The sequence below is a fragment of the Rhodanobacter sp. IGA1.0 genome (genome assembly GCF_040208325.1).
Lineage (GTDB): Bacteria > Pseudomonadota > Gammaproteobacteria > Xanthomonadales > Rhodanobacteraceae > Rhodanobacter > Rhodanobacter spathiphylli.
Genome location: NZ_CP157948.1, coordinates 3273822 through 3286241 on the forward strand (window position 1 = coordinate 3273822; position 12420 = coordinate 3286241).

14 protein-coding genes are annotated in these 12420 nt (G+C 68.1%); 7 read left to right on the plus strand and 7 right to left on the minus strand.

The genetic code is table 11. The annotated features are described in order from the left end of the window. Window positions 1–104: 104 nt before the first annotated feature. Window positions 105–545 carry a CHRD domain-containing protein gene (locus ABNK63_RS14785; RefSeq protein WP_350016054.1) on the plus strand — a complete coding sequence of 147 codons (441 nt, stop codon included), beginning with the start codon at window positions 105–107 and terminating at the stop codon, window positions 543–545. Window positions 546–597: 52 nt separating this feature from the next. On the opposite strand, the gene ABNK63_RS14790 is transcribed toward ABNK63_RS14785, so the two are convergent. Then, the gene (locus ABNK63_RS14790) at window positions 598–1617 is read right to left on the minus strand and encodes a hypothetical protein (RefSeq protein WP_350016055.1); all 1020 of its coding nucleotides are present in this window, start codon (window positions 1615–1617) and stop codon (window positions 598–600) included. Window positions 1618–1788: 171 nt separating this feature from the next. Between ABNK63_RS14790 and ABNK63_RS14795 the strand changes: the two genes are divergently transcribed. The 3 genes from ABNK63_RS14795 (at window position 1789) to ABNK63_RS14805 (ending at window position 4111) form a co-directional block, all read left to right on the plus strand. Further along, complete coding sequence (locus tag ABNK63_RS14795; protein WP_350016056.1) at window positions 1789–3183, plus strand: Hsp70 family protein; 1395 nt, start codon at window positions 1789–1791, stop codon at window positions 3181–3183. Window positions 3184–3285: 102 nt separating this feature from the next. Beyond that, on the plus strand, window positions 3286–3777 hold the full coding sequence (locus ABNK63_RS14800) for an SRPBCC family protein (protein WP_350016057.1): 492 nt from the start codon (window positions 3286–3288) through the stop codon (window positions 3775–3777). Next, window positions 3761–4111, plus strand: a complete 351-nt coding sequence (locus ABNK63_RS14805; protein WP_350016058.1) for a metalloregulator ArsR/SmtB family transcription factor — start codon at window positions 3761–3763, stop codon at window positions 4109–4111. The genes ABNK63_RS14800 and ABNK63_RS14805 overlap by 17 nt, the downstream gene beginning before the upstream one ends. A 10-nt stretch (window positions 4112–4121) precedes the next feature. Here ABNK63_RS14805 and ABNK63_RS14810 read toward each other — a convergent pair whose 3' ends face one another. Continuing rightward, the gene (locus ABNK63_RS14810; protein ID WP_350016059.1) at window positions 4122–5111 is read right to left on the minus strand and encodes a mechanosensitive ion channel domain-containing protein; all 990 of its coding nucleotides are present in this window, start codon (window positions 5109–5111) and stop codon (window positions 4122–4124) included. Window positions 5112–5284: 173 nt separating this feature from the next. On the opposite strand from ABNK63_RS14810, the gene ABNK63_RS14815 reads away from it, so the two are divergent. Both ABNK63_RS14815 and ABNK63_RS14820 read left to right on the plus strand, forming a co-directional pair. Further along, complete coding sequence (locus ABNK63_RS14815; RefSeq protein ID WP_350016060.1) at window positions 5285–7390, plus strand: catalase; 2106 nt, start codon at window positions 5285–5287, stop codon at window positions 7388–7390. A gap of 14 nt (window positions 7391–7404) precedes the next feature. Next, complete coding sequence (locus ABNK63_RS14820) at window positions 7405–7530, plus strand: hypothetical protein (protein ID WP_350016061.1); 126 nt, start codon at window positions 7405–7407, stop codon at window positions 7528–7530. A gap of 37 nt (window positions 7531–7567) precedes the next feature. Here the strand turns inward: ABNK63_RS14820 and ABNK63_RS14825 are convergent, their stop codons facing one another. From ABNK63_RS14825 to ABNK63_RS14835, 3 genes are all read right to left on the minus strand, one after another. Further along, window positions 7568–8107 carry a DinB family protein gene (locus tag ABNK63_RS14825; protein WP_350016063.1) on the minus strand — a complete coding sequence of 180 codons (540 nt, stop codon included), beginning with the start codon at window positions 8105–8107 and terminating at the stop codon, window positions 7568–7570. 72 nt (window positions 8108–8179) lie between these two features. Further along, window positions 8180–8899 carry an SGNH/GDSL hydrolase family protein gene (locus tag ABNK63_RS14830; RefSeq protein WP_350016064.1) on the minus strand — a complete coding sequence of 240 codons (720 nt, stop codon included), beginning with the start codon at window positions 8897–8899 and terminating at the stop codon, window positions 8180–8182. 223 nt (window positions 8900–9122) lie between these two features. Further along, window positions 9123–9920, minus strand: coding sequence for a hypothetical protein (locus tag ABNK63_RS14835; RefSeq protein WP_350016065.1), 798 nt, complete (start codon window positions 9918–9920; stop codon window positions 9123–9125). Window positions 9921–10141: 221 nt separating this feature from the next. Between ABNK63_RS14835 and ABNK63_RS14840 the strand changes: the two genes are divergently transcribed. Continuing rightward, window positions 10142–10690, plus strand: coding sequence for a hypothetical protein (locus ABNK63_RS14840; RefSeq protein WP_350016066.1), 549 nt, complete (start codon window positions 10142–10144; stop codon window positions 10688–10690). A 137-nt stretch (window positions 10691–10827) separates the two neighbouring features. On the opposite strand, the gene ABNK63_RS14845 is transcribed toward ABNK63_RS14840, so the two are convergent. Then, complete coding sequence (locus ABNK63_RS14845; RefSeq protein WP_350016067.1) at window positions 10828–11034, minus strand: hypothetical protein; 207 nt, start codon at window positions 11032–11034, stop codon at window positions 10828–10830. 45 nt (window positions 11035–11079) lie between these two features. Beyond that, window positions 11080–12342, minus strand: coding sequence for a phospholipase D-like domain-containing protein (locus tag ABNK63_RS14850; RefSeq protein WP_350017227.1), 1263 nt, complete (start codon window positions 12340–12342; stop codon window positions 11080–11082). Window positions 12343–12420 lie beyond the last annotated feature (78 nt).

Consider the following 12420-nt stretch of genomic DNA (forward strand, 5'->3'; position numbering starts at 1 on the left):
GCGGGTCACCGTGGGCGGTGATTCGACCGCCATGGAAGACACCCGTTCAAGCCGCCCGGCCTGCCGGGCACAGTCCGCGCCATCGACTACCGGAGGAACCGACCATGCACCAGACACTGCGCAAGATCCTGCCACTGGCCGCCGCCACGCTGCTGGCATTCTCGACCGCCGCCGCCGCGAAGGAGGTCTCGCTGAGCGGCGATTTCGCCGGCGAGAACGGTGCCACCAACCAGCCCAGCGGGCACGTCAGCGCCACCCTGGACACGGTGACCCACCAGCTCAGGTACACGATCGACTATCAGGGCCTGAGTGGACCGGTCACCATCGCGCACTTCCACGGTCCGGCCGGTCCGGACGTGGCCGCGGGCGTGATGCAGCTGATTCCCGGCCCGTACCGGAGCGGCATGAGCAACAGCGTGACCATCGATGCCGCGACCCAGTCTGCCCTGCTCAACGGACTGAGCTACGTGAACCTGCATACCAAGGCACACCCGAAAGGCGAGGCGCGCGCCCAGATGACGGTCAGTCCGTCGCCGGGGATGTAAGCAGGGAAACCGATGATTGCCGGGGCGACGCCCGGCAATCAGCTGGCCCGACCTAGCGCGCGAACAGGCGCATGATCCACGGCCACGCCAGCAGCAACACGATCAGCGGCAGGAACAGCGCCAGCATCCAGCGCTGCTTCTTCGCCTGGCGCCTGTGCTCGGCGGCGATCAGGGCCATGTCGGCATCCATCTGCGCCATCGCCTGTTCCATCTGCTCCGGATGGGCCAGCGCGGCCTCCATCGCACCCGGCTCGTCCAGGCGCGCGGCAAGGGCACCGGCCCGCTTCATCGCCTCGTTGCAGGCGTCCGACTGCAACGGGCTCCATTCGTAGTCGTTGCCGGTCGACTGCTTCCACAACTGCCGGGCCAGTGCGTACACCGGCGCCGGCGGGTCCTTTTTCGACGGCAGGCTCACGTTGACCACACCCCTGGCCAGGGCTCCGAGACGGAACACCGCGAGCAGACGCTCGGTCCAGTGGATGCGCGGCGCCACGCGCGCGAACCGCTGCACGCGAAACATCAGGAAGAAGCTTTCACTGCCGTTGCGCTGCGTCACCGTGCGCAGGCAGATGCCGGACACTTCGCGCCAGGGAATGCGTCCGGTCAGTGCAGTGGCAAAGCCGACGCTGTCCAGCTCCAGCGCGGGCTGCCCCACGCCGGCCAGCGCACGCAACAGGAGCAGCAGGCCCACGGGCACCAGCAGCACACCGAGGATCAACGGGATCACGTCGTGCCTGAGATCGGCCGACGCCATGACCGCGACCGCGAGGCCGAGCAGGGTCAGCAACAGGCCGGCAAGGATGTTGCGAAGTCCGCCACCCAGCCGCAGCGTCTGCGACGAACCGGCCGGCCTGCGCGCAAACTCGTCGATGCGTTGCCGGATCGCGGCGCGCTTGCGCTGCTCCGCGCGCCGCTCGCCTCCACGGTCGCTGAAGTACGCCAGGGTGATCAGCGCAACGCCGGACACCAGCAGCAACAGCGCCAGAGCCGGCTGGTTGCGCCACCAGACCAGGCCGCTGCCCACGGCGATCACGCCGGAAATCACCAGAAGAAGATTGACCAGTTGCAACATCGCGTGACCTGCACCGCTCCATGGCGAGACGGCCATTCTCGCGAGGCGCGGCGACGATCGGCAAGCGGCAGGATGGGAAGCCGTGACCGCCTCCACCCGGCGTTCGATGTTTGGGTTGTCGACCGCACGCCCTCATACTGCGCGGTCGCGATCAGACATCCCGTGACTTCCATGCTTATCGGTATCGACTTCGGCACCAGCTATTCGGCGGCAGGCGCCATCATCGACGGCGAACTGCAGCTGGTGCGCTTCGGCGACACCGAGCAGTTCCGCACCGCGGTGTATTTCCCCGAGCTGGTGCCCGACCCGGCGGACTTCCAGCTGACGCCGGATCTGCAGGCGCAGCTGCAAATCGAGCTGCGCCTGGCGCGCACCCGCCAGCGCGAGATGGCATCGGCTGCCGCGGCCCGCGGCCAGCTGCCGGTGGCGCGCAGCGAAGCTGACCTGCAGCGCGAGGCCTTGCGCGTGGTGCGCCGGCAGTGGATGGAGCAGCAGACCCGCGAGGCCACCGCCTCGGTCGCCAGCTTCCAGCACGCGCTGTTCGGCGAAGAGGCGGTGGAAGGCTACCTGGACAGCGGTGGCGGCAACCTGATCGAGTCGCCCAAGTCGATGTTCGGCTATCGACTGGACCCGCAGGTGCGCAAGGTGATCGTGCACATCGCCACGCACATCCTCGAGCACATCAGGCTTTGCGCCAGCCGCCAGTTCGGCGTGCCGGTGCGCGGCGCGGTGATCGGGCGTCCGGTGGAGTTCCGCAGTTCGATGGGGGCGCAGGGCTCGCAGCAGGCGATCGAGATCCTGCGCGAAGCGGCCGGCCTGGCCGGCTTCGACGAGGTGAGCTTCCTGGAAGAGCCGGCCGCGGCGGCCATGCACTATCACCGGAGCCTCGACGCGCGGCAGCACGCGCTGATCGTCGACATCGGCGGCGGCACCACCGACGTGGCGCATGCCGAACTCGGTGGCGGCGCGGCGCCGCGCATCGCGCGCAGCTGGGGCCTGCCCAAGGGCGGCACCGATCTGGACGTCAACCTCAGCCTGCACAGCTTCATGCCGCTGCTGGGCAAGGACAGCGTGCGCATCCCGCAGCACCAGTTCGTCGAGGCGGCCAGCGTGCACAACCTGCCCAAGCAGCGCGAATTCCGCCGGCAGGACTATCGCCTGGTGGACGAGCCTTACGGCACGCGCCTGCGCGCCCTGCAGGAACCCGGCGCCACCACGCGCCTCAACCAGCTGGCCGAACGCACCAAGATCGTCCTGAGCAAGGCGCCCGGCCATCGGGTCGAGCTGGACTTCGTCGAACCCGGTCTTGCCGTCGATGCCGGAAGGGATGATTTCGACGCGGCCATCGAACCCTTCCTTGGCCAGCTCGAACGCACGCTGGAGCGCGTGCGCGGCGACCTGGACGAACTGCCCGCCAGCGTCTTCCTCACCGGTGGCACCTCGCGCTCGCCGCGGATCAGCGCCCGCGTGCAGGCCTGCTTCCCGGAAATTCCGCTGGTGCACGGCGATCCTTCGCTGGGCGTGGTTTCGGGTCTGGCCGTGGCGGCCAGCGAGTTCGGCGGGTAGCCGCGCCGATCCGGGCCTGCCAACATGCAACTTGGGTGTTGCATGTGCGAAAGCGGCGGATCATCATGCAACTACCGTGTTGCATGATATCGAGGCAGTTCCATGAACACATCGACCGATCGCATCGAGCAACAGATCCTGCTGCACGCACCGCTGGAGCGCGTGTGGCACGCGCTGATCGACCCGGACGCGTTCGGCGCCTGGTTCGGCATGGCCTTCGACGGACCGTTCGTGGCTGGCCAGCCGGTCACCGGCAGGATCGTGCCGACCCAGGTCGACCCCGAGGTGGCCAGGCTGCAGGAGCCCCACGCCGGCACGCCATTCAGGCTGCTGATCGAGCGCGTCGAGCCGATGCGGGTGTTCGCCTGGCGCTGGCATCCCTACGCGGTCGACCACGACACCGACTACGAGCAGGAGCCGACCACGCTGGTCACCTTCGAGCTTGAGGTCGTCGAGCACGGCACCTTGCTGCGACTTGCCGAGTCGGGTTTCGACCGCCTGCCGCCGGCACGCCGCGCCGACGCGCTTCGCGCGAACGAGGGCGGCTGGACCATGCAGATGAGCAACATCGCCCGCTATGTCGCCGCGCACTGATCGCACCCGTCGAACGGCGGCACTGGCCAGCAGCGCGCCGATCTTCGCCGCGCTGGGCGATGCCACGCGACTGCGCCTGGTCGCGACGCTGTGCGCGGGCAGCGCGATGTCGATCGCCCAGCTCACCGCCGGCACCACCATCACCCGCCAGGCCGTCACCCGGCACCTGACCGTGCTGGCCGAGGCCGGCCTGGTCCACGACCTGTGGCGCGGTCGCGAGCGCCTGTGGGCGTTCGAACCGTCGCGGCTGGACGAGGCGCGCAAGGCGCTGGATGCGATCAACGCCGAATGGTCCGGCGCGTTGTCGCGGCTGCAGCGCTTCGTGGAACACTGAAGACCCCGGCTCAGCGGTTGTCGCCCCTGGGAAAGCGCACGCGGTCCGGCTGGGTATTGAGTTGCTGCAACATCACCAGCAGCAGGCGCGACTTGACGCTGCCGGCGTGTTTCGGGTCGACCAGGTAGCGCACCCGGGCGTCGATCCAGGTATTGGCATTGACCCTGAACAGCACCGCGGGCCGTTCCTTCACTTCCACCTCGTCGACCGGCGTCCTGGCCAGGATGTCGCGGTAGGTGCGCACGCGCTGGATCATCGCCTCGCCCAGCTCCCTTTCCGCCGCCTGCTGCATCACCTCGCTGACAAAGGCGAGGTCGCTGTCGTAGGCAATCTGGAACGAGATCTCGTCCCAGATATACGGAAACATCTCCCAGGAAAAATTGTAGACCGCGCTGGTCAGCACGTTCGCGTTGGGAAACTTGACCAGTCGTCCGCTGGGATGGCTGCTGGACACGTACGGGCCGCCCACTTCCCACAGCGTGGTGTCCAGATAGGTCACCTCGATCACGTCGCCGGTGGCTTCGCCGATGCTGATGCGATCGCCCACCCGATACGGCCGGCGCGCCAGGATGTAGATCCAGCCGATGAAACTGGTGATCGGCGTCTGCAGCGCAAAACCCAGCACCAGCGAGATCAGTCCCAGCGATGCCACTGCCGCGTACCAGTTCGCGAACAGCATCGAGACGACGATCAGCGCAATCAGCACGAACACCACCAGCCCCGCGATGCGCTGCAGGTTGTAGCGGGTCGCCGCATTCGCGATCCGGTCGATCGCCCTGGCGCGGATCAGTCGCGCCGCCGCCAGGATCAGCACGATAGCCATCAAGCCGACCACGATCCGGCGCAGCGGCGGAACATAGCGCGGCGCCAGTGGCACGAGGTCCAGCCAAAGCACGTAACGGATCGCCGCCAGTACCAGCAGCAGGACCACGTACGCACCCAGCCACAGCACGTGACCGCGATTTGCGGTCGCGCATTTCCTACTGGCGTCGTTGCCCATGCGTACCCTCCGGTCTCGGCCACACGCTGCCACTGCATGCGTATGCGCTGCGTCGACGGGCACGTGCCGCATGGTGCCGCACAGCCCGCGGCAGCGGGGACGAGGCCGGCTGCCTCACCGCCACTTCACCGCGCCCGGCACAGGCTGGGTGCTCCCCCGCACCGGAGTACGCCATGGCCACCAGGGCAAAACCCGCCTCGCGCTCACGCACCCCAGCGTCCGCGACCACCGCCAGCGAAACGCGTGGCAACGCCGACGAATTGCACCAGCTTGCCGGCGCTGCGCATCCGCCCATGACCACCAACCAGGGCGTGCCGCTCAGCGACGACCAGAACTCGCTGCGCCCCTCACCGCGTGGCCCGACCCTGCTGGAAGACTTCATCCTGCGCGAGAAGATCACCCACTTCGATCACGAGCGCATCCCCGAACGCATCGTGCACGCGCGCGGCTCGGCGGCGCATGGCTACTTCGAACTGACCCGGTCGCTGGGCAGGTACACCACCGCGAAGATCCTCACCGAAGTCGGCAGGAAGACCCCGCTGTTTACCCGCTTCTCCACCGTGGCCGGCGGCGCCGGTTCGATCGACACGCCGCGCGACGCCCGTGGCATCGCGACGAAGATCTACACCAGCGAGGGCAATTGGGATCTGGTCGGGATCAATTTCGCGCCGTTCTTCATCCAAGACGCGATGAAGTTTCCGGACCTGGTGCACGCGCTGAAGATGGAGCCGGATCGCGGCTATCCGCAGGCGGCCAGCGCGCATGACACCTTCTGGGATTTCGTCTCGCTGACGCCCGAAACGCTGCACGCGGTGACGTGGCTGATGTCCGATCGCGGCATCCCGCGCTCGTTGCGCATGATCGAGGGCTTCATGATCCACAGCTTCCGCCTGCTGGCCGCCGACGGCAGCACCAGCTTCGTGAAGTTCCACTGGCGGCCGAAGCTGGGCGTGCAGGCCACGGTGTGGGACGAAACCGTCAAGATCACCGGCGCCGATCCGGACTACCACCGGCGCGACCTGTTCGAGGCCATCCAGCGCGGCGACTTCCCCGAGTGGGAACTGGCGGTGCAGCTGTTCACCCAGGAGCAGGCCGACACCTTCCCGTTCGACCATCTCGATGCCACCAAGCTGATTCCGGAAGAACTGGTGCCGCTGACCGTCATCGGCCGCATGGTGCTGGATCGCTGGCCGGACAACTTCTTCGCCGAGACCGAGCAGGTGGCGTTCTGTCCATCGCACCTGGTGCCCGGCATCGACTTCTCCGATGACCCGCTGCTGCAGGGCCGGCTGTTCTCCTATCTCGACACGCAACTGTCGCGGCTGGGAACGCCCAACTTCCACCAGTTGCCGATCAATGCGCCGAAGTGCCCGTTCGCCAACCTGCAGCGCGATGCGCAGATGCAGATGCAATCGCCGCCCGGCCGCGTGAGCTACGAACCCAACTCGCTCTCCGACAGCAGCCCCCGCGAAACGCCCCGTGGCTTCCCACACGGGGCCGAGCCGGCCGAGCCCGGCCGCAAGGGACGCATCCGGGCCGAGTCGTTTGCCGACCACTACAGCCAGGCGCGGCGGTTCTATCGCTCGCAGAGCCAGCCCGAGCAGGCGCATGTCGCCAGTGCGTTCGTGTTCGAACTGTCCCGAGTGGAGACCCCGCACGTGCGGGCCGCCGTGGTCGGCCACCTGCGTCACGTCGACGAAGGCCTTGCGGCCCGCGTCGCCGCAGGGCTGGCGCTGTCGCCGATGCCGCCCGCCCCGCCGGCCAGGGTGGCGCCGGTCGACCTCCCCCTGTCGCCGGCGCTGCAGACCATCGGCAAGATGAAGGACACCCTGAAGGGGCGGCTGGTCGGCATCCTGATCCACGACGGCTCCGACGCTGCCACCGTCAAGGCCTTGCGCAAGGCCATCGTGGCTGCCGGCGCGGCGGTCAGGATCGTGGCACCGAAAGTCGGCGGCGCCACCCTGTCCGACGGCAGGAAGATGCCGGCCGATGGCCAGCTCGCCGGCACGCCCTCGGTCTTCTTCGACGCCGTGGCGATCGTGTTGAGTGAAGCCGCCGCCAGGCAGCTCACCGCCGAGTCCGCGGCGCGCGACTTCGTCAGCGACGCCTTCGTGCACCTGAAGGCCATCGCCGCCGACGCCGGCGCGCAGCGGCTGCTGAAGGCCGCTGGCGTGAGACGCGACGCCGGCGTGGTGGATGCGGCCGACGCCCGCGACTTCGTGATACTGGCCAGGACCCGGCAATGGGCGCGCGAACCGAAGGTGCGCATGCTGCCCTGAGCCGGCACGCTGCGGTGATCGAACCTGGCGAGGCCCACGAGATCCGCGCCACCGGAGACCCGCCGCTGTCCACCGTCCATTTCCATTCGCCCGCAACCTGTGCCGACAACGGCGATCCGCTGCCGGAGTGCGAGGCCTGACGCCACGCGGGCCGTTTGCGCTCCGTGACGCAGGAGCTCAGGCCCCGCACTCCGGAATCAATGCGGAGAGGTCGGTCACGCCGACGTCGATGCCGAGCTGGCTGAACAAGGTGGTGACCTGACCACGATGGTGGGTCTGATGGTTGAACACATGGCGCAGCACCAGGGCGCTGGTCTTGAGGTGCCTTTCGCCGGCGCTGTCGAGATAGCCCAGCGGCTGCGCGTACAGCTCGTCGGTGGCTTCGGCGGTGAACGCGATGATGACCTCGTCCAGCGCCTCGCGATCGGCGCGCAGCGTGGCGAAGTCGGGAAACGTGATGCCGCGGACCAGCGCCGGCAGCGGCGCGGCGCGTACGGGTTCCAGCGAGGCGAGCCCCGGCATCGCCAGCGCGAAGCGCTTCAGCCAGTGCATGTCGGCGGCCAGGATGTGCGCCAGCGTGGCCAGGATCGAACCGAAGAAGGCCCCCCGATCCGCCCGCAACTCCGCCTCGTCCAGGTTCGCTGCCGCCGCATGCAGGCGTGCATTCATCCACTGGTTGTAGCGGGCCATCAGTTCGAAGTCGGATTTCAGGGACATCGTCTTGCCTCGCGACATGGGGACGGGAGCCGGGAGCAGACGTCCGCGCGCATCCGGTGATTCATCGGACGGCTAAAGCGGAGGCAGCACGGGAATCAGCGCCCGGGCCTCGACCGCAGCCTTGAACGTGTAAAGCGTGTCGTCCGGATGTATCCCGTCCGGCAAGTGGGCGGCCCAGGTCGGCATGCCGCGCCGGATCTCGTGGTACTGATCGATCAGGTGGGTACCCGGATTCTCTTTCACGATCGCCGCCTGCGCATCCGCGATCCGGGCGACGATGGCGTCGGTGGTGCCGTCGGCGCAGGGGTTGGGAGTCTCGACGAAGACCGTCTTTCCCCGTGCGATGGCCATCTTCACCAGTTGCGTCCAGCGTGTTTTCACGTGGGCGATGTCGTCCCATCCGGTGCGGGCGAGCGCGGCGTCGTTCAGCCCGGTGTTGATCACCACGATGTCGGCCCGGCTCGACTTCATCTCGGCGATCCACGCGCGCGGCACGCCATGGGTGCCATCGAGCAGGTCATCGGTGATGATCATGTTCATCCCGTGATTGGAAAGCTCCACCTTGTAGCCTGCCGCCTTGAGCATCGCACCGAGCTGGCTGACCGCATTGCGCGGCGTGACCGTATATGCGCCGCTTTCCCGGGTCGTGCCCAGCATCGTGCTGTCGCCGTACATCGCAATGCGGACCGTCTGCTGCGCAGGCACGGCCACGCCGGCTGTCGCCGCGCTGGCATCGGCGAGAAGTCCGCACCAGGCGAGGGCGCCAAGCCAACCAATGAACGCGATTCTCATGATGCACTTCCAGGTCAAGGGAGCCGAGCCTTCCCAGATCTTCTTCCGTCAGGCGGATGGCCTTGCGGCGATGTCGGAAGCAGGAGACAGCTGACGCCTGCAGCTTCGTCGAACGCGCTTGCGCGATGCAGTATCGCAGAAGTTTCCGAAGCGCTCCGGCACGGGTGATCGCCCTGATGGAATCGCCGTCTGACTGGCACCGCCCGCCACGAAACGCTCGACGTCAGATCCGCCCCGCGCCAGCCAGCCAGTGAGCCAGCGCCAGCACCAGCATCCATCCGACACTGCACGCGCCCCACAACACGATCTCGAATGGCCAGAGGTTGTGCGAGGTGGGATCGCGAACGATGTCGACGAAAAGACGCAACACCACGAACACCATCCCCAGCAGGGGCACGGCCGCAGCCCATCGCCAGTGCCGACGCCATCGCCGCAGCCCCCACAGCGGCGCGGCGAAGCCCAGCACGCCCAGCACGCACGTCGCCAGCATGAAGCCGCTGAAAAGCGCGACGTCGCCGGCGCTCGGCACCGTGTTCAGGTGCTTCTCGCGATCGGCGCGCTGCGCCGCTTCGTCGGCGGCTTCGAGTGTGCCGATCCACGCCGGCGCCGGCGCTTTCCCGGCGACCTCGGTGCTGCCGGTCACCGATACCGGGTAGACGGCCACCACGTGGGTACCGCCGAACGATCCATCGCCCGCGCTGATCCGCACCTCGTCGACGCGCGCGGCCGGATCGGACAGGAAGAACCATCCCAGCGCCTTACCGCTGCCTGCCGGATAGCTTCGCGACGGATGGCTGCCGGCGTGGGCCGGTTTGCCATCGAGGTACGGCCGCGCCCAGATTTTCACCGGGTGATCGCTGCTGTAGGCGAGGTGCAGGTAGAAGTTCTGGTCGCGGCCCAGGGTCACCGCGTCGCCGGCAGGGTACGTCCCGATCACCTTCACCCGGACTGGCGCCTGTCCGGCGCCGACGCCACCCAGCGCCAGCGACGCCGCGCACAGGATTGTCGTCCATCCGAACATCGCGCCCCCGGCCGTCCCGCCCGAACGAAGCATAGCAAAGCGGGGCGACGCGCTCCGCCGCGGCGGCCGGCGCGCGACATGCGGCCGGTGTGCCAAGAGTCGGGTGTGAACGACGGAATGGGGGGATTAGAGTGAATGCATCCACACCCGCTTCCGGCCCCGCGCCCTGCCCGGCATCGAGAGCGGACGGCCGCGTTGCCGACAGTCGAGAGAATGCACCGATGAACCGACCAAGACACTTCCACCCGTCGGCTGTGGCCATGGCCGTGCTTGCCCTGCTCGTCGCGGGCTGCTCCGGCGTGGCCACCCGGGAAATCGAAACCGAGCGCGCTGCGCTGCATCGCGACCCGGTCAGCATGAACGCGAAGCAGCTGCCGGAAGCGGACATCGATGCGGCCGGCGCGGTGAAGATCGGCGCGGAGCAGCTGCCGCTGACCGACGGACAACGCGCGCTGACCCGTGACTACCGCGCGGCCGTGATCGAACTGGTCGACCTGACCCTGTCCGGCACCGCGCAGATCACCGATCACGCGATGAGCCGGGTGCTTCTTGCATCACTGATCGGTCGGGGCGACGAGGCGGGCGAAAGGGTCGGCCGGCAAGCCGAATCCATGGTCCACTCGCCGCAGTTCTGCCAGCTGCTGGACAAGGTGCGGCAGAGCCAGGATCGCATGGTGCAATCGGTGACGACGCTGCAGCCCTACGCGAAGATCGATGCGCACGCGGTCGAGAACTGCCGCGCCGGAAAGCCCTACGACGCCAACATCTAGCCTGCGCAATGCGGCGTCGGTCACGGCGGGCGCCGCGGACAATGCGGGCGACCGCGATGCGCCCGTTGTCGCGTCTTGTCCCACCCGCCTGGCAGCGCCGAGCCGAGCCGCCGACTCTCGCGGCGCGTGCTGCCGGCTCACTGATCGCTGGAACGGATCAGCGCCAGGCCGGCGGGACTCAGCTGCAGGGAGGCCGGAGCGACTTCGCTGGCGACCACGTGCAGGACCAGGCCCGCCGCGATCAGGCGTTCGGCGCCGAGCTCGTCCACTGCGGCGGACAGCCCTTGCGCCACCCGGGCCAGGTTTTCGTAATCGCGCGGATCGAGCTTCGTTGACGTGGGCATGCGGGTTTCCGGGTGGCGGTTCCGGTGTCGCTTCGGCCATCGTCGCTACAGCTGCGCGGACATGGTCGAGGACAGCCAGTCGGTGGCGCGCTGCCGCCATGGCCGTGCGCGCCACTGCGGCAGGGTCAGCTCGTGCGAGCGGCCGATGTCCCGCTCGATCACTCCGAGCATGTGCGCGGCAAACGCGTGATCGTAGATGGCCATGTTGGACTCGTCGTTGAGCTGGAACGAGCGGTTGTCGAAGTTGGCCGAGCCGGCGATGGTCAGATAGCCGTCCACCACCATCAGCTTGTTGTGGAACAGCGATGGCTGGTAGCGGTACAGCCGCGCGCCAGCCTGCAGCATGGCGCCCCACTGCGCCTGCGAGGCATCGCGCACCACCGCGCTGTCCACGTGGGGCCCGGGCACCACCAGGCGCACGCGCACGCCGCGCGACAGCGCATCGCGCAGGGCGGTCAGGGTGAGCTCGTCGGGCACGAAGTACGCGCATTCCAGGTCGATGCTGCGCCGCGCACCGTTGATCGCCATCAGGTACATCAGCTGCATGTTCTGGCTGCCGCCCTGCGGCGAGCTGGCGTAAGCCTGCACGTCGAGGTCGCCGCTGGCGGGAATGTCGGGGTAGTAGTCCGGACCGAGCAGGACCTCGCCGGTGGTGGCCAGCCAGTTGCTGCCGAAGATCGCCTGCATCTGCGCCGCCGCCGGGCCCTCCACGCGGAACTGCATGTCGCGCCAGTGGTCCGGCTGGGTGCCGTCGCCATCCCACGCGTCGGCGATGCCGACGCCACCGTTGAAGGCCACGCGCCCATCGACCACCATCAGTTTGCGATGCGTGCGGTTGTTGACGCGGTCGATCGCGTACCAGCTCAGCGGATGGAAATACTCGAAGCGCACGCCGCCGGCGCGCAGCGCATCGATCACCTCCTGCTTCATCCGGGTGGAGCCGACCCAGTCGGCCAGCACGCGTACCTTCACGCCCGCCCGCGCCCGTTCCGTCAGCGCGGCAACGAATTGCCTGGAGACGTTGCCGGACCAGTAGATGTAGGTTTCCAGATTGATGCTGCGCCGGGCCGCGTGGATCGAGGCCAGCATCGCGGGGAAGATCTCCGCGCCATTCTGGAAGTCCTGCACCGCATTGCCCGTGCTGACGCCGGTGCCCAGCAGCGCGCTCATCTCGCGCCGGAACTGCACGCTCTCCACCGCGCTGACGTGGCCTATCCGCTGCTGCAGGCCGCGCGTGTGCGGCCACAGGTTGAGCAGCACGATGCCCGCCAGGCACGTGGCAAGCACGCCCAGGCCCAGCCACAGCAGACGCCGCCGCCATCGCACCGCTGAAACCATCGTGATTCCTCATCCGGCAGTGGCACCAGCCTGCCTTCGAGGATGCAA